Source organism: Microbacterium enclense (genome assembly GCF_001456955.1).
Classification (GTDB): domain Bacteria; phylum Actinomycetota; class Actinomycetes; order Actinomycetales; family Microbacteriaceae; genus Microbacterium; species Microbacterium enclense.
The window spans coordinates 49,603-64,575 of the sequence record NZ_KQ758469.1 but is presented as its reverse complement, the minus strand read 5'-3'; the positions used below and the strand labels follow the sequence as shown (position 1 = coordinate 64,575).

17 protein-coding genes are annotated in these 14,973 nt (G+C 71.0%); 9 read left to right on the top strand and 8 right to left on the bottom strand.

Translation table 11 applies throughout. From position 1 onward, the window contains the following. Positions 1 to 250 precede the first annotated feature (250 nt). From AS029_RS17530 to AS029_RS06175, 3 genes are all read right to left on the bottom strand, one after another. The gene (locus AS029_RS17530; protein ID WP_167345234.1) at positions 251 to 397 is read right to left on the bottom strand and encodes a hypothetical protein; all 147 of its coding nucleotides are present in this window, start codon (positions 395 to 397) and stop codon (positions 251 to 253) included. A gap of 20 nt (positions 398 to 417) precedes the next feature. After that, positions 418 to 1,248, bottom strand: a complete 831-nt coding sequence (locus tag AS029_RS06180) for an HAD-IIA family hydrolase (RefSeq protein ID WP_058231735.1) — start codon at positions 1,246 to 1,248, stop codon at positions 418 to 420. Between the two features lie 107 nt (positions 1,249 to 1,355). Continuing rightward, positions 1,356 to 1,526, bottom strand: a complete 171-nt coding sequence (locus AS029_RS06175) for a CsbD family protein (protein ID WP_058231734.1) — start codon at positions 1,524 to 1,526, stop codon at positions 1,356 to 1,358. Positions 1,527 to 1,716: 190 nt separating this feature from the next. Between AS029_RS06175 and AS029_RS06170 the strand changes: the two genes are divergently transcribed. Then, positions 1,717 to 2,664 carry an SDR family NAD(P)-dependent oxidoreductase gene (locus AS029_RS06170; protein ID WP_058231733.1) on the top strand — a complete coding sequence of 316 codons (948 nt, stop codon included), beginning with the start codon at positions 1,717 to 1,719 and terminating at the stop codon, positions 2,662 to 2,664. 64 nt (positions 2,665 to 2,728) lie between these two features. Here AS029_RS06170 and AS029_RS06165 read toward each other — a convergent pair whose 3' ends face one another. Both AS029_RS06165 and AS029_RS06160 read right to left on the bottom strand, forming a co-directional pair. After that, the gene (locus AS029_RS06165) at positions 2,729 to 3,364 is read right to left on the bottom strand and encodes a metal-dependent transcriptional regulator (protein ID WP_058231732.1); all 636 of its coding nucleotides are present in this window, start codon (positions 3,362 to 3,364) and stop codon (positions 2,729 to 2,731) included. Between the two features lie 9 nt (positions 3,365 to 3,373). After that, complete coding sequence (locus AS029_RS06160) at positions 3,374 to 4,705, bottom strand: Nramp family divalent metal transporter (protein ID WP_058231731.1); 1,332 nt, start codon at positions 4,703 to 4,705, stop codon at positions 3,374 to 3,376. Positions 4,706 to 4,908: 203 nt separating this feature from the next. On the opposite strand from AS029_RS06160, the gene AS029_RS06155 reads away from it, so the two are divergent. Then, complete coding sequence (locus AS029_RS06155; RefSeq protein WP_058231730.1) at positions 4,909 to 5,562, top strand: TrmH family RNA methyltransferase; 654 nt, start codon at positions 4,909 to 4,911, stop codon at positions 5,560 to 5,562. Between the two features lie 24 nt (positions 5,563 to 5,586). Here AS029_RS06155 and AS029_RS06150 read toward each other — a convergent pair whose 3' ends face one another. Continuing rightward, positions 5,587 to 6,915, bottom strand: a complete 1,329-nt coding sequence (locus AS029_RS06150) for an MATE family efflux transporter (RefSeq protein WP_058231729.1) — start codon at positions 6,913 to 6,915, stop codon at positions 5,587 to 5,589. Between the two features lie 263 nt (positions 6,916 to 7,178). Here AS029_RS06150 and AS029_RS06140 point away from each other — a divergent pair, with 263 nt between their 5' ends. From AS029_RS06140 to AS029_RS06125, 4 genes are all read left to right on the top strand, one after another. Next, on the top strand, positions 7,179 to 9,161 hold the full coding sequence (locus AS029_RS06140) for a M13 family metallopeptidase (RefSeq protein WP_058231727.1): 1,983 nt from the start codon (positions 7,179 to 7,181) through the stop codon (positions 9,159 to 9,161). A gap of 48 nt (positions 9,162 to 9,209) precedes the next feature. Continuing rightward, complete coding sequence (locus tag AS029_RS06135) at positions 9,210 to 10,172, top strand: serine hydrolase (protein ID WP_058232035.1); 963 nt, start codon at positions 9,210 to 9,212, stop codon at positions 10,170 to 10,172. 117 nt (positions 10,173 to 10,289) lie between these two features. Then, complete coding sequence (locus AS029_RS06130) at positions 10,290 to 10,565, top strand: hypothetical protein (RefSeq protein WP_058232034.1); 276 nt, start codon at positions 10,290 to 10,292, stop codon at positions 10,563 to 10,565. Between the two features lie 15 nt (positions 10,566 to 10,580). Further along, complete coding sequence (locus tag AS029_RS06125) at positions 10,581 to 11,474, top strand: FHA domain-containing protein (protein WP_058231726.1); 894 nt, start codon at positions 10,581 to 10,583, stop codon at positions 11,472 to 11,474. 135 nt (positions 11,475 to 11,609) lie between these two features. Here the strand turns inward: AS029_RS06125 and purU are convergent, their stop codons facing one another. Beyond that, positions 11,610 to 12,491 carry a formyltetrahydrofolate deformylase gene (purU, locus tag AS029_RS06120; RefSeq protein WP_058231725.1) on the bottom strand — a complete coding sequence of 294 codons (882 nt, stop codon included), beginning with the start codon at positions 12,489 to 12,491 and terminating at the stop codon, positions 11,610 to 11,612. An 86-nt stretch (positions 12,492 to 12,577) separates the two neighbouring features. On the opposite strand from purU, the gene AS029_RS06115 reads away from it, so the two are divergent. Further along, positions 12,578 to 13,900 carry an MFS transporter gene (locus tag AS029_RS06115; RefSeq protein WP_058231724.1) on the top strand — a complete coding sequence of 441 codons (1,323 nt, stop codon included), beginning with the start codon at positions 12,578 to 12,580 and terminating at the stop codon, positions 13,898 to 13,900. 67 nt (positions 13,901 to 13,967) lie between these two features. Here AS029_RS06115 and AS029_RS06110 read toward each other — a convergent pair whose 3' ends face one another. After that, positions 13,968 to 14,369, bottom strand: coding sequence for a hypothetical protein (locus tag AS029_RS06110; RefSeq protein WP_058231723.1), 402 nt, complete (start codon positions 14,367 to 14,369; stop codon positions 13,968 to 13,970). Between the two features lie 169 nt (positions 14,370 to 14,538). Here AS029_RS06110 and AS029_RS17975 point away from each other — a divergent pair, with 169 nt between their 5' ends. Further along, complete coding sequence (locus AS029_RS17975) at positions 14,539 to 14,661, top strand: hypothetical protein (protein ID WP_267127750.1); 123 nt, start codon at positions 14,539 to 14,541, stop codon at positions 14,659 to 14,661. A 15-nt stretch (positions 14,662 to 14,676) separates the two neighbouring features. Beyond that, positions 14,677 to 14,847, top strand: coding sequence for a hypothetical protein (locus tag AS029_RS17795; protein ID WP_194293688.1), 171 nt, complete (start codon positions 14,677 to 14,679; stop codon positions 14,845 to 14,847). Positions 14,848 to 14,973 lie beyond the last annotated feature (126 nt).

Sequence of the window (14,973 nt, the reverse complement as noted above, 5' to 3'; positions counted from 1 at the left end):
ACGAGAACAGGGCGATTGGCCGCCGATCAGCCTGTTCTGGTGACATCGCCTGTTCTGGTGACGCGGCGCTCGGGATGCCGCCGCGTCGCCGCGCGAACCGCGTGCGACTTTCGGTGGCATCGCCTGTTCTGGTGACGCAGTGCTCAGGATGCCGCCGCGTCGCCGCGAGCGCCGAACCAACGTGCGCGGCCGCCCGCCCCGCCCCGCAGCGCCGGATCGGGGGCGAACAGCCCCGACCCCGCCCTAGCCGTCAGCGAGAGTCGTCGTCGGGCCCCGGCCCGTCGAACGGGTCGCGGCCGCCGCCCCGGCGCGAGCGACGCCACTGCACGATGAACGCGACCAGCGTGCCGGCGGTGATGAAGGTGGCGGTGATCAGCCACAGGGTGCGGTCGTCCATATCGTCTTCCGGGGGAGGTGTCAGAGGCCCGCTTCGAGGCCCTCTTCGCCGTCGGCGAGCTCGGTCTCGATGGGCTCGTCGCGCACGAGGTCGGCGACGGAGTCGAGGATCTCATCGGGGCGGAAGGGGTAGCGCTCGATCTCGCGCTGGTCGCTGATACCGGTCAGCACCAGCACGGTGTGCAGCCCCGCCTCGATGCCGGCGACGATGTCGGTGTCCATGCGGTCGCCGATCATGCCGGTGTTCTCGCTGTGCGCACCGATGCGGTTGAGCGCGGAACGGAACATCATCGGGTTGGGCTTGCCGACGATGTACGGCTCCTTGCCGGTGGCCTTCGTGATGAGCGCGGCGATGGCACCCGTCGCGGGGAGGACACCCTCGGTCGAGGGGCCCGTGGCATCCGGGTTCGTGGCGATGAAGCGCGCGCCGCCCCGGATGAAGCGGATGGCCTTCGTGATCGCCTCGAACGAGTAGTTGCGCGTCTCGCCGACGACGACGTAGTCGGGCGTCGTCTCGGTCATGATGAACCCGGCCTCGTGCAGGGCCGTCGTGAGCCCCGCCTCGCCGATCACGAAGGCGGAGCCGCCGGGCATCTGCGACTTCAGGAAGTCGGCGGTGGCCAGCGCCGAGGTCCAGATCGACGCCTCGGGGACGTCCAGGCCCGACGCGCGCAGACGTGCACTCAGGTCACGCGGCGTGAAGATCGAGTTGTTCGTGAGCACCAGGAACGGCGTGCCCTCGGCCCGCCACTGCGCGAGCAGCTCGGACGCACCCGAGATGGGTGTGTTCTCGTGCACGAGAACGCCGTCCATGTCGGTGAGCCAGCATTCGATGTCGCCCCGGGTCCGCATGGGGCCAGCCTAGCCCCGGCCTCCGACATAGCACCGGGATGCAACCGGGCGAAAACGAGCACGGGCGGGTCCGACCGTGGTCGAACCCGCCCGTCTGCGGTGCAGACTTACTTGAAGGCGTCCTTGACGTTCTCGCCGGCCTTCTTGGCATCCGCCTTCGCCTGGTCGGCCTTGCCCTCGGCGGCGAGCTTGTCGTTGTCGGTGGCGTTGCCGATGGCTTCCTTCGCCTTGCCCACGATGTCCTGAGCGGCGTTCTTGATCTTGTCGTCCAGACCCATGATCTGACTCCTTCTCGAGTGTCGGCGTCGGCGGCGACCCATCTCGTCGCGACGGAGCATGTGCTCATCAAGAAGACGCGCTGACGGGTCGATTCGTCACGAGATCGACCGAAAAAGTTTCCTCGAGGCCGATATGCCCGAATCGGAATGAACTCGTGACGCCGGCGAGCGATCTCGTTAGGGTCGTAGGGTGGCGCGCACCGACTGGGATTCCCGGAACCTCCCCGACCTGACGGGCAAGACCTACCTCGTCACGGGCGCGACGCGGGGCCTCGGCTATTTCGGCTGCGAGCAGCTCGCGGCCGCCGGCGCGCACGTGGTGCTCACCGGGCGCAATCCGAACAGGCTCGTCGATGCGAAGTCGGCGGTGAAGCGCTCGAGCCCGGATGCCACGGTCGAGACGCTCCTGCTCGATACCAGCAACATGGGGTCGGTGCGCGCGGCGGCGGCCACCGTCCGCGCGCGCGGTCGACTCGACGGCCTGCTGCTGAACGCGGGCGTCGTGCATCCGCCGAAGCAGCGCCAGACCGTCGGCGGCCACGAACTCGTCTTCGCCACGAACGTGCTCGGTCACTTCGCGCTCGCCGGGGAGCTGCTCAAGCCGCTCGCCGCCGCGCGCGGACGCATGGTGTGGGTGGGCAGCATGTCGACCTCGATCTGGGCGCACCTCCCCACCGATCCCGAGCTCGTCGAGGGCTACACGCCCTGGCGCGCCTATGTGCAGTCGAAGGCGGCCACGACGTCTCTCGCCCTCGAGGCCGACAAGCGCCTGCGCGCGCACGGGGTGCCGGTGCAGAGCCTGGTGGCCCACCCCGGCTACTCGACGAGCGGGCGCACCCGCGGGGTGCGCGGCGTCAACGAGCCGAGCCGGCTCACGCGGTTCGTCGACAACCTGCAGGCCCCGATCACCCAGTCGAAGGAACAGGGTGCGTGGGCGTTGGTGCGCGCTCTGGTCGACCCCCGCGCCGACGGCGGTGCGATGTACGGTCCGGCGCTCATCGCACGCGGCGAACCGCGCGTGGCGACGCCGGCGCGGAGGACCCGGCGCAGCGAGCTCGGCGCAGACCTCTGGCGCGCCTGCGAGACCGCGACCCACGTGCGCTGGCCGTTCGATCGGGCTCGGCGCGCGGCATCCTGAGCGGGGATCCGCTCCAGCGGCGGGTCGCCTGTCCTCTGGCGTTCTTCCCGTCGCCGGCATGTGCTCAGGCCGTCAGCCACACCGATCCGCCGGCACCGGCCGGCAGGGTCACCTCGACGCCGTCGGCGCGCACGACCTCGTCGGACACCACCTCGAGCTCGTGGCCGACATCGATGCGGCGCTCGACGAGCGCGCGCAGCAGTTCGGGGTCGCGGTCGCTCACGCGCAGCACGCGACCCGCGTGGCCTGCGGCGGCTCGCGACAGCAGCACGAAGGGTTGACGGTGCACCGCGCCGTCGGCATCCGGGATCGCGTCGCCGTGCGGGTCGAACCGGGGCCGCCCGAGGCGTTCGTCGATGCCCTCGAGCAGGCGGTCGCTCAGCGCGTGCTCGAGCACCTCGGCTTCGTCGTGCACCTCGTCCCACGCGTATGCGTACTCGCGCACGAGCCACGTCTCGATGAGCCGGTGACGACGGATGACGCCGGCCGCACGCCGCTCGCCCGCGGGCGTCAGCGACACCGGGCCGTACGGGCGATGCGTCACGAGCCCCTGCGCGGCGAGCTTCTTGACCATCTCGGTCACACTCGAGGGCGCCAGGCCGAGCACGCTGGCGAGCTGCGACGGCGTGATCGGGGTGTCCTGCCACTCGGTGTGGTGATAGATCGCCTTGAGATAGTCGTCGGCCACGGGCGATTTCACGCCGTCAGCCTATCCGCCGGTGAAGACGAGCCAGAGGAGGACGAGGTTGAGGGTGATGAGGAACACGGATGCCAGCACCCCGGCGACCGTGGTCGCGACGCGGTTGCGGTACGCGCCGAGCACTGTCGCCTGCGCCGTCAGCGCGACGAGGGGGACGAGGGCGAACGGGATGCCGAACGACAGCACCACCTGACTGAGCACCAGGGCGAGGGTCGGGTCGATGCCGAGGGCGAGGATCCCGAGCGCGGGGAGGAGCGTGACGAGGCGTCGTACCAGCAGCGGGACCCGCACGCGCAGCAGCCCGTGCATGATCTCGGCGCCCGCGTAGGCGCCCACCGATGTCGAGGCGAGCCCGCTCGCGAGCAGACCGACCGCGAACAGCGTCGCGACGAGGGGACCGAGCCCGTCGCGCAGCGCCGCGTAGGCGCCTTCGAGGCTGTCGGTTCCGTCGACGCCGGCGAGGTTGGCGGCGGCCAGCAGCAGGATCGCGAGGTTGACGGTGCCGGCGACGGCCAAAGCGATCGTGACGTCCCAGCGGGTCGCGCGCAACAGGCGCGGGGTGGAGATGCCGCGTGCGCCTTCGAGCGACACCGTGGCGTCAGTGCTCGACGGTCGGTCGGCGGAGGCGGCATCCGGTGTCGTGCCGGAGGGGACGAGCGCCGACGGAGCGAACCGGTCGCGCGCGAGCGCTGAGTGCGCGTAGATGGCGTGCGGCATGATCGTCGCGCCGAGGATGGATGCCGCCAGCAGCACCGACTCCGTGCCCTCGAAGCGCGGGAGCAACCCGCCGATGACGCCGTCGGGCGCCGGGGGAGCGAAGAAGAGCCCGAACGAGAAGCCCACCGCGATGATCACGAGCAGGCCGATCAGCACCGTCTCGAACGTCCGCGCCCCGCGCCGCGTCTGCACGAGCAGGAGGCCCATCGACACGACGCCGGTGATCGCCCCGCCCCACAACAGGGGGATGCCGAAGAGCAGGTGCAGCGCCACTGCACCGCCGATGACCTCCGCGACGTCGGTGGCCATCGCGACCAGCTCGGCCTGCAGCCAGTAGGCGCGTCGCGCCCACGGGCGGCGGATCCGGCGGCCGAGCACCTGCGGCAGACTCTCGCCCGTGACGATGCCGAGCTTCGCCGAGAGGTACTGGATGAGCCACGCCATGACGTTGCCGAGCACCACCACCCACACGAGGAGGTAGCCGAACGCGGCGCCCGCCGTCATGTTGCTCGCGACGTTGCCGGGATCGAGGTAGGCGACACCCGCGACCATCGCCGGCCCCAGGAGCCACAGCGCGCGCCCGGGGGCGTGGCGGCGGTCGATGGCATCCCCTGTTTTCGGCATGCCGAAAAGCTAGCAAGTTTTCGGGATGCCGAAAAGCGATGTGCGCGCGGGTGCGGCGATCTCGACTCCTGCGCAGCGCTCGTGCGAGACCTCTCGCTCCGCCGCCGCAGGGACGGTCGCAGGTGCCCGCCGAGGTGACGAACGGACGCTCCGCCCCGCGGCCGCGGCGGCGGGTGCGCGCGGCGCGCGGGTAGCCTGAGGCGGTGACGGATGCCGACCAGACCACGCCGGCAACACCCCCGTTCGACGAACCGGCGGGCGAACCCGCCCACGGCGTCGGCCCGTGGCCGGGGGAGTGGCCCGACGACGCGCGGTACGACCGCGAGCTGCTCGCGGAGGGCGACCGGCGCAACGTGGTCGACGAGTACCGCTACTGGACGATGGACGCGATCATCGCCGACCTGGATGCCAAGCGGCATCCGTTCCACGTCGCGATCGAGAACTGGCAGCACGACCTCAACATCGGGTCGATCGTGCGCAGCGCCAACGCGTTCCTGGCCGCCGAGGTGCACATCGTCGGCAAGCGCCGCTGGAACCGCCGCGGCGCCATGGTGACCGACCGCTACCAGCACGTGCGCCACCACGAAGACGTCGAGGCCTTCACGGCATGGGCCCGCGCGGCGGGTCTGCCCGTGATCGCGGTGGACAACGTCGAGGGGTCGGTTCCGGTCGACCGGGCCGATCTGCCCGAGCGGTGCGTGCTGCTGTTCGGCCACGAGGGGCCGGGGCTCTCGCCCGAGGCGATCGCCGCGGCGACCGGGGTCGTCGAGATCACGCAGTACGGCTCGACGCGCTCGATCAACGCCGCCTCGGCGGCCGCGGTGATCATGTACGAGTGGTGTCGCCGCTGGGCGTGACCGCCCGCCGCACGAGGAGCCGCTTCAGCTTCCCGCCGTCATCCAGGCCTTACCGCGCACGCGCAGGCCGAGCGTGATCGCCCGCGCGAGCATGTACACCCCGAAGAACGCCGCGGCCAGCCACGCGAGCCCCGCCGCACCGCCCCCGGCGAACACCGCGACGAGCACGAGCGCGGGCACGTACGGCACGAGATTGAGCACACCGGCCAGCGCGAGGTAGCGCGCGTCGCCCGCGCCGATGAGCACGCCGTCGAGCACGAACACGAATGCCGCGAGCGGCTGTGCGACCGCGAGCACCAGCAGCGCGGGCTGGATGAGCGCGGCGATCTCGGCATCCCCCGTGAACACCAGGCCCAGCACGCCCGACGACGCCGCTACGAGGGCCCCGACCGCCACGCCGAACCAGATGCCCCACGCGCTCGTTCGGCCGAGCACCCGCCCGACCGTCTCGGTATCGGCGGCGCCGAGCGCGCGGCCGATGAGCGCCTGCGCGGCGATCGCCAGGGCGTCGAGCGCGAAGGCCGCCGTCGAGAAGATGGTGAAGGCGATCTGCCACCCGGCGAGCTCGGCGGACCCCAGGCCCGTGGCCACCGCCACCGTCGCCAGGAACGCCGCGCGCAGGCTCACCGTGCGCAGGAACAACCAGCCGCCCGAACGCACGGTTCCGCCGAGGCCCTCGCGCTGCGGGCGGATGGATGCCGCGTGCAGCCGCGCCAGTCGACGCACGACCAGCACGTAGGCGCCCACCATTCCCCACTGCGCCGCGACCGTACCGACCGCGGAGCCGGCGATGCCCCACCCGAAGCCGTAGATGAACAACGCGTTCAGCAGGGCGTTGGCGCCGAAGCCGAGACCGGCGATCCACAGGGGCGTCACGGTGTTCTGCATGCCCCGCAGCAGGCCGGTCGCCGCGAAGACGACGAGCATCGCGGGCAGGCCCCACATCGAGATCGTCAGATAGGTGCGGGCGTTCTCGGCGACGTCGGGCGCGGCTCCGAAGAGGTCGACCACGAGCGGCGACACGATGGCGCCGACGGCCGCGAGCACCGCGCCGAGGGCGAGTGCGAGCCACATGCCGTCGATACCCACCGAGACCGCGCGCCCGGGCTCTCCCGCGCCGAACCGTCGCGCGACGGCCGGTGTCGTCGAGTAGGCCAGGAACACCATGAGCCCGACGATCGTGTGAAGCACCGCTCCGGCGATGCCGAGGCCCGCCAGCGGTGCGACGCCGAGGTGCCCGACCATCGCGGCGTCGACGATGAGGAAGAGGGGTTCGGCGATGAGCGCGCCGAGCGCCGGAACGGCGAGCCGCAGGATGGAGCGGTTCAGCGTCGCCGGCGGTGTGGTCGTCACTCCTCGAGCCTATGGCGGACCCCCGACATCGGGCATCGGGCATCGGGCATCGGGCGCCAGGCCCCGGTCTCGCGGATGCTGAGGTCAAGCGTCACAACGTCAGTGATGTGCACAACCTCTGCCGGCATCGGGGGGATGCCGCTGAGGTTGTGCACATCGCGGAGGTTGTGCGCGGTGGAAACCGGGCCGTCGACCGCGCGGCGAGCTGGCAGCCTCCCCACTCCTCGGAGCCGGCACAGAGAAGCGGCCTCTATCCTGTCTGCATGACCGACATCCCCCGCTCCTCCGGTCTCGCGCTCGACGAGCTCAGCACCGAGATCCGCCCGCAGGACGACCTGTTCCGCCACGTGAACGGCAGCTGGCTGGAGCGCACCGAGATCCCCGACGACAAGGCCCGCTGGGGGTCGTTCCACCTCATCGCCGAGCAGGCCGAGGCCGACGTGCGCGCCATCGTGCAGGAGTCGCAAGACGCCGAGCCGGGCAGCGAAGCCCGCAAGATCGGCGACCTGTACGCCAGCTTCATGGACACCGACCGCATCGGTGCGCTCGGCGGCGAGCCCCTCGCGCCGCAGCTGGACCGCGTCGACGGTGTCGACGGCATCCCCTCCTTCCTCCGGCTCGTCGGCGAGCTCGAGCGCGACGGAATCAGCGGCCTCATCGCCCTCTTCGTCGAACCCGACCCGGGCGACCCCACGCGATACGTGCCGGTGATCTACCAGGGCGGCATCTCGCTGCCCGATGAGAGCTACTACACGCTCGAGAACTTCGCCGAGACGCGCGAGGCCTACCGCGGCCACATCACGCGCATCCTCGAACTCGCCGGCGTCGCCGAGGCCGCGGCATCCGCCGATCGCATCTTCGCCCTCGAGACCGAGATCGCCTCGCACCACTGGTCGCGCGAAGACAGCCGCGACTCGGTCAAGACCTACAACCTCAAAACGTGGGACGACACCGTCGCGCTCGCCGGCGTCGACCTGGAGCCGTGGCGCGCGGGCGTCGCGTCCGGGCACGAAGACGCCTTCGCCGAGGTCGTCGTCTACCAGCCGAGCTTCGTCGAGTCCCTCGGCGGTCTGCTCGTCGAGGAGCGTCTCGACGACTGGAAGGCATGGCTGCGCTTCAAGATCGTGCACGCGGCGGCGGCCTTCCTGTCCGACGACTTCGTCGCCGAGAACTTCGCGTTCTACGGCACGCAGCTCACCGGCGTCCCCGTCAACCGCGAGCGCTGGAAGCGCGGAGTCAGCCTCGTCGAGGCGGCGCTGGGCGAGGCGATCGGCAAGGTCTACGTCGAGCGGCACTTCACGCCGTCGGCGAAGGATGCCATGGACGGCCTCGTCGCGCACCTCATCGAGGCGTACCGCGGGTCGATCCAGAACCTCGACTGGATGACCGACGAGACGCGCCAGAGGGCCCTCGCCAAACTCGACACCTTCGTGCCCAAGATCGGCTACCCGGTGCGGTGGAAGGACTACTCCGCCGTCGAGATCGACGCGGGCGACCTCGTCGGCAACGTCCGGCGCGCGCACGTGTGGGAGCACGACCGCCAGCTGGCGAAGGTCGGGCAGCCGATCGACCGCGACGAGTGGTACATGACCCCGCAGACGGTCAACGCGTACTACAACCCGCTCATGAACGAGATCGTGTTCCCCGCGGCGATTCTGCAGTACCCCTTCTTCGACGCCGATCGCGACGCCGCCGCCAACTACGGCGGGATCGGCGCGGTCATCGGCCACGAGATCGGGCACGGCTTCGATGACCAGGGCAGCCGCTTCGACGCCGACGGGTCGCTCCGCGACTGGTGGACGGATGCCGACCGCGCGGCGTTCGAGGAACGCACCAAGGCCCTCATCGCCCAGTACGAGGCCCTCGTGCCCCAGGGGCTGAGCGACGAGCACCACGTCAACGGCAAGCTCACGATCGGCGAGAACATCGGCGACCTCGGCGGCCTCGGCATCGCGATCGCCGCGTACCGGCTCTTCCTCGCCGAGCAGGGCGAGACCGAGCCCGACGGCCCCGTGGTCGACGGGTACACCGGCATCCAGCGTCTGCTGCTGAGCTGGGCGCAGATCTGGCAGCAGAAGGGCCGGGATGCCGAGACCATCCGCCTGCTCACGATCGACCCGCACTCGCCCAACGAGTTCCGGTGCAACCAGATCGTGCGCAACATCGACGCGTTCTACACGGCCTTCGGTGTGACCGAGGGCGACGCGCTGTGGCTCGACGCCGACCAACGCGTCACCATCTGGTGAGGTCGCGTTTGTTGTCTTCCTGACACGGAAGGAGCCACGCTCGTGGGCATGCCCCCGGTTCCCGAGCCCGCCGCGCCCGACCCCGTCGGCGGGCCGGTGGCGTCGTCTCGACGCGACGCCCCGGCCCTGCGCGGTGCCGGTCGCAAGGGACCGAAGCGTCTGCCCCGCCGCGCGGCCGCGGGGCGGCGCTCGTTCACGGCGACGCTGCGCGCCCTCGATGAGCTCGCGGCGTCGGGTGCGCAGGTGTCGGTGCGCATCGACGACCTCGACGGCGGGTCGGAAGTGCTCGCCGGCGACGATTTCATCACGCTGCCGGTCGGCGGCCTCGGGGTCGTGCCGCTGCTCGTCGAAGTGGCGGCATCCTTCGAAGCGGGCCGCATCGATCCCCTCGAGATCATCGACCGCTCGACCGTGCACGGCGCGGCGCACGGGGGCGTGTGGCAGCACCTGAAGGCACCGGCCCTGCCCCTGGTCGACATCGCGCTGCTGGCCGCCTCGTCGGGCGACGCGCTCGCCGTCAATGCGCTCCTGCGTCGGGTGGGGCTCGACGCCGTGCGCACGCGCATCGAACAGCTGGGCCTGCGTCGGACCGCGCTGCTCGACCGTTTCCGTGACGACCGCGGCCCCGACGACGCCCCGCACCTCGCGCTGTCGACCGCGCGCGAGATGGCCCAGGTGTTCGCGGGACTCGTGAACTCCACGATCGTCTCGCCCGGGGTGAGCGCGCAGGTCGCGGAGTGGCTCAGCCTCAACCACGACCTCTCGCTCGTGGCATCCGCCACCGGCCTCGATCCGTTCGCGCACGAGAACGATCGGCACGGGCTGCTGTTCGTCAACAAGACCGGACGCGCGGCGGGCGTGCGAGCTGAGGCCGGCGTGCTCGGCGGGCCTCGTTCGGGGGTGGCCTACGCTCTCATCGTCAACTTCGACGACCTGACGATCGCGCACCGCCTGCGCGCGCACGACGCGTTCCGGGTGCTGGGCGTCGAGCTCATGGAGTACGTGTACTGAGGCTCGCGGCGCCGGCGCGGATGGTCCCGCACCCCGGCCACGAGCGCAATCCCTCCTTCGGCGCCTCGTCGCGCTGGGACCCTGGTGGCCTCGAAGCGAAAGAAGGGATCCGCCGACATGTCCGACTCCACTTCCACCACCGATCCGTTCGCCGATTCCAGCGGCCCCGAGGGGCACTCGATCACCGACTGGACCGACCTCGGCCGCGAGATGTGGTCGTACCTGACCGGGCGCGGCGCCGCCGTCAACTACTCCTTCGTCGACATGACCGTCGAGGTTCCGCGCGACATCGGCCCCGACGCCCCGCGCGCCACCTGGAAGCTCAACGGCACGCTCCGCGTCACCACGAGCGACGACACCGCGGCCGGGTCCGACCCGTACCGCGGCAACTGAGGGGCGGCGGGCGTCATGGTGCGCCTCGACATCGACCTCTCGTTCTCGGAGCACGAGCAGGGGGCGGATGCCGACACCCCGCCGTTCGAGGGGACGATCACCGCGGCGGGGACCGAGGTGCGCATCGTGGTCAGCGACCCCTCCCGCCTGCCCGGGAACGGTCGGCGCACGCTCGCCGAGCTCTCCACGGTCGCCGACGCCTTGGCATCCCGGGGCATCTCCGTGAAGCTCGAGGGTCCGGACGGGCCCATCCTGCAGCTCGGCGACGTGAAGAAGAGCGCTCTGCAACGCGTGATCACGGGGTCGCGTCACATCCGGCTGGGGTCGGTGGGCGCCGTCGCGCCGCTGCTGACCCGCCGCAACAAGGGCCAGGTGCTGACGTTCCCGATCCCGCCCGAGACGCCTTTTCCGCTCGTGCCGACCATCAATCGCACGGTGCGTCGGCGCATCACGACGACCCACTACACGCCCGGGTCGGGGCGTCCGCGACTGATCTTCGCGGTGGGCGACGCCACGTGGGACGGCTCGCGTCCCCGCGAGTTCGACCTGCTGCCGACCAAGACGGTCATCGGCTCCGGTGAAGAGGCCGACCTGCGCCTTCCGGGCCTCGCCCCCGTGCACGCCGAGATCCGGCACGAGGGCGACGACGAGTACGTGCTCTACGGGTTCGATGTCGTGGGCGGCGGCGGGGCGCGCGAACAGGGTCCGGGCCGCGGCGGGGGCGGGCGCATCCTGCGCACCGGCGCCCGCATCGAGCTCGGCGCCTGGCGGCTGGCGTACTTCCGCGCGGAGTTCGCCGATCACGGACGCCCGTACGGGGGCCGCGTCGGCGGAGAGCTCGCGCGTCAGCGCAAGCAACCGCCTCGCGGCGGCACCGGTCCGCTCAGTCGCGCGGGCGACCCCGACTGACGCCGCCCGGCGCGTGCCGCCGGCCGCGTCCGCGGACTGCTCCCGGGTGCGTGATGGGCGGAGGGCGAGAGATGGGCGGAGGGAGGATGCCGCTGTGGCTCCTCCCTCCGTCCCCGGTCCTCCGCCCGCCGCGCGTCAGAAGACGATGGTGTGGTTGCCGTCGCGCAGCACGCGGTCTTCGGCGTGCCACAGCACGGCGCGCGCGAGCACCTGCCGCTCGACGTCGGCGCCGCGGCGGGCGAGTTCGGCGGCCGAATCGGCGTGCGTTACGCGCACGGTGTCCTGCTCGATGATCGGACCCTCGTCGAGGTCGCTGGTGACGTAGTGCGAGGTGGCGCCGATGAGCTTTACGCCGCGCTCCTTCGCCTTCTTGTAGGGCTCCGCGCCGATGAACGCCGGCAGGAACGAGTGGTGGATGTTGATCACCGGCACGCCGATCTTCTCGAGGAAGTCGGGCGAGAGGATCTGCATGTACCGCGCGAGCACGATGAAGTCGACGTTGCCGACCAGGAGCTCCAAAATGCGGGCCTCGGATGCCGACTTGTCGGGGCCCGGCGTCGACGGCACGTGGAAGAACGGCACGCCGAACGAGCGCACGTCGTCGGCCGAGGTGGTGTGGTTCGACACGACCATCGGGATGCTGACGGGCAGGTCTCCGCGGCGGTGACGCCAGAGCAGGTCGAGCAGGCAGTGGTCCTGCTTCGACGACAGGATCGCCATGCGCTTCGGCGTCGACAGGTCGGTGAGGGTCCACTCGAGATCGAACCCGTCGCCGAGGGTCTCGGCGAGGTCGGCTTCGATCTCGGGGAGGGCCGCGGGCAGGTCGGGGCGGTGGAACACCACGCGCTGGAAGTACGCGCCGCCGCGCAGCTGGTCGGAGTACTGGTCGAACGCGACGACGTTGCCGCCCTGACGGGCGATGAGGGCCGAGACCGCGGCGATGATGCCGGGGGTGTCCTTGCCGTGCACGATGAGGCAGGCGTGATCGGGCTGCAGGTGGGGGCTCGCGGAGACCATCGGACCATTCTGCCGTGCCCGGGTGTCGTTCCCCGACCACCCGTTCCGCGGCCGCGGTGTCGGTGGTCGCGGTTAGCCTGGATGACGTGACCAGCACCCTGCGCCTCGACCGGCCGGGGTGGCGTACCTGGACGCTGTGGGCCGTCGGCGTGCTCGCCTACGTCGTGTCGATCATCAACCGCACGTCGCTCTCCGCCGTCGGGGTGGATGCCGCGGTGCGTTTCCACGCCGACGCGTCGGCGCTGTCGATGTTCGCCGTCATCCAGCTGTTCGTCTACGGTGCGATGCAGATCCCCGTCGGCCTCCTGCTCGATCGGTTCGGTGCGCGACCGATGATCGCGATCGGCATGGTGCTGATGGCGGTGGGGCAACTCGTGATGGCTTTCGCGGATGCCGTCGGGATCGGCATCCTGGCCCGCGTGCTGATCGGCGCGGGCGACGCCGCCATCTTCCCGAGCGTGCTGCGCGTGATCGCCACCTGGTTCCCCGCGCAACGTGCACCGCTGCTCGTGCAGTTGACGGGCATCATCGGCCAGTTGGGACAGATCGTGGCGGTCGTGCCGCTCGCCGCCCTCCTGCACGCCACCAGCTGGAGCGTCGCTTTCGGCAGCGTCGCGGGCCTCGGGGTGCTCTTCGCCGTCTTGACGTACGCGATCATCCGCAACCGCCCGCCGGAACGCCGCTCCGATCCGGTCGACACCTCCGTCGACACGCAGACGGGCGCGATCCGGGTCGTGCGGTCGGCCCCCGACCTTCGGAAGGGCTTCAGCGAGTCGTGGGCGCACCCCGGCACGCGCCTCGGCTTCTGGTCGCACTTCGCGACACCGTTCGCGGGCACGGCGTTCATGCTCCTGTGGGGCTTCCCCTTCCTCACCGCCGGCGAGGGGCTCGAGCCCGCGACGGCCTCGCTCGTGATGACATCGCTCGTGCTCTTCAGCATTCTGAGCGGCCCGGTCATCGGGGCCCTGTCGAGCCGGCATCCCACTCGCCGATCCCGCTGGCTGGTGCTGCCGACCGTGGTGTTCCAGGCGGTGGTCTGGATCGTCGTCATCGCCTGGCCGGGCCCGGCGCCGGTGTGGCTGCTGGTCGTGCTGATGTTCGCGCTGTCGACCGGGGGCCCGGCGTCGATGATCGCGTTCGACCACGCACGCACCTTCACGCCGAGCCATCGCCTCAGCACGGCGACCGGCATCGTCAACGGCGGCGGCTTCCTCGCGGCGCTCCTCGCCATCCTCTTCATCGGCATCGCGATGGACGTCCAGGGCGCGGGCACGCCCGAGACCTACTCCCTCGATGCGTTCCGCCTCGCGTTCCTGACGCAGATCCCGCTGTGGCTCGTCGGCGGCATCGCCATCGTCATCGAGCGCGGACGCACGATCCGCCACGTGGGCGGCGTTCTGCCTCGCTGAGGCCGCTCGAGACCGGATGCCACCGGGTGGCGCCGTGGCAGGAGACCGGTCGGCATCCGGCAGGCGGTCAGCCGCCGGTGACCCGCCGCCAGAGATCGGTGATCAGCGGCACGATGTCGGAGGCGCGGTCGGCCGACCCGACGGCGACGGCGACGAGCGGGAAGACCGTCACCGCGAGCGCGACGAGCACGGCGATCACCGCGAGGGTCCATGACAGCCACGGGCGGCGGCGGGTCACGGCCAGCAGCAGCGCTCCGACGACCAGCACGATGCCGAGCAGCGTCACGCCGGTGACGGCGGCGACGGGGAACGGCACGAGTCCGGCCGTGCTCGCGGTCGTCGCGGCGAGGAAGCCCACCAGCGGCAGGAAGAGCGCGAGGCCGATGATCGCGGTGAGCGCCGTGCCGACGCCGGTCGCGATGTACACACCGCGGGGGCGACGTGCGAGGGCGGACGAGAAGCGGGTCACGAGAGCACCTCGAGAGACGTCTCGCGGCGGGCGATGAGCGTGGATGCCATGTCGTGTCCTCTCCTCGGTGACGCATTCGTTCGCATACAACAGGAAGACGCGGCGAGCAGCGCATTCGTCACGCGCGATGCGGAGCGAGTCGCGTCGAGGGCGGTGCGAGACTCGAGGCATGAGCGCGATCGACATCCGCCCGCTGCACGACATCGACGGCATCCACGAGGCCGCGCGGGTGCTCGACGAGGTGTGGGGCGAGCAGGGCACGATGCCGGCGAACATCCTGCGCGCGCTCTAGCACGCGGGCAACTACGTGGTCGGGCTGTTCGACGGCGCAGACCTGATCGGTGCGTCGGCCGCGTTCTTCGCCGAACCCGCCGCGCGGTCGATGCATTCGCACATCACCGGCATCCTGCCCGGGTATTTCGCACTTTCCACCGCCCGCCATCACGAAATACCTCACGCGCACCCCACCGCGCCCTGAAACTCCCCGCCCGCACGCCGAAACGCGTCCCCCGACCCAGCCGAGCCCTACAAGCGGCCCTGATCAGCCCTCCCGCCCCTCGCACGAGAACGACGAGTAGCCCCTTTCGGGGCTACTCGTCGTTTG

Bases quoted from the DNA above. Each gene is read 5' to 3' on its own strand.
- AS029_RS06135 (WP_058232035.1), top strand. From the start codon at position 9,210: ATGCCCCCGGTTCCCGAGCCCGCCGCGCCCGACCCCGTCGGCGGGCCG.
- AS029_RS06125 (WP_058231726.1), top strand. From the start codon at position 10,581: ATGGTGCGCCTCGACATCGACCTCTCGTTCTCGGAGCACGAGCAGGGG.
- AS029_RS17975 (WP_267127750.1), top strand. From the start codon at position 14,539: ATGAGCGCGATCGACATCCGCCCGCTGCACGACATCGACGGCATCCAC.
- AS029_RS06160 (WP_058231731.1), bottom strand. From the start codon at position 4,705: ATGCCGAAAACAGGGGATGCCATCGACCGCCGCCACGCCCCCGGGCGC.
- AS029_RS06130 (WP_058232034.1), top strand. From the start codon at position 10,290: ATGTCCGACTCCACTTCCACCACCGATCCGTTCGCCGATTCCAGCGGC.
- AS029_RS17530 (WP_167345234.1), bottom strand. From the start codon at position 397: ATGGACGACCGCACCCTGTGGCTGATCACCGCCACCTTCATCACCGCC.
- AS029_RS06180 (WP_058231735.1), bottom strand. From the start codon at position 1,248: ATGCGGACCCGGGGCGACATCGAATGCTGGCTCACCGACATGGACGGC.
- purU (WP_058231725.1), bottom strand. From the start codon at position 12,491: ATGGTCTCCGCGAGCCCCCACCTGCAGCCCGATCACGCCTGCCTCATC.
- AS029_RS06140 (WP_058231727.1), top strand. From the start codon at position 7,179: ATGACCGACATCCCCCGCTCCTCCGGTCTCGCGCTCGACGAGCTCAGC.
- AS029_RS06175 (WP_058231734.1), bottom strand. From the start codon at position 1,526: ATGGGTCTGGACGACAAGATCAAGAACGCCGCTCAGGACATCGTGGGC.